The sequence below is a fragment of the Acinetobacter sp. NIOH-H-8 genome, assembly GCF_046635365.1.
Taxonomy (GTDB): domain Bacteria; phylum Pseudomonadota; class Gammaproteobacteria; order Pseudomonadales; family Moraxellaceae; genus Acinetobacter.
The window spans coordinates 1-421 of the sequence record NZ_JBHDVN010000249.1; the positions used below are offsets into that span (position 1 = coordinate 1).

The 421-nt window shown below is 61.8% G+C and carries 1 protein-coding gene; it reads left to right on the plus strand.

From position 1 onward, the window contains the following. Window positions 1–421: adenosylhomocysteinase (locus ACEWB7_RS18065; RefSeq protein ID WP_411581096.1), on the plus strand; the 421-nt coding region annotated here is incomplete at both ends.

A 421-nucleotide genomic window follows, 5' to 3' on the forward strand; every position in this document is an offset into this window, starting at 1 on the left:
TTCCAGACCACTCACCTCACCCTGCATGAGAAAAAAGTGCTGGTGATCGGCTACGGCCTGGTCGGCCAGGGCGTCGCGGCGGCGGCAAAAGCTTTTGGCGGTCAGGTGATGGTGGCGGAGATCGATCCTGCCCGCCGTCTGCAGGCGGCCTACGACGGCTGGCACGTGGTGGACCTCCAGGAGGCTATCGCCTCGGCGGACGTGGTGGCCACGGCGACAGGCGGTAAAAACGTGGTTAATCGCCAGGCGCTGGACCGGGCGAAAGCGGGAGTATTTATCCTTAACGTCGGCCACGTGGCGGAAGAGATCGACGGCGATTACCTGCGCCAGTACCCCCAGGAAGAGGTGATGCCGTATATCAACGCCTACCGCATGGCCGACAAAACCGTCTATCTGCTGGCCAATGGTTCGATGCTCAATC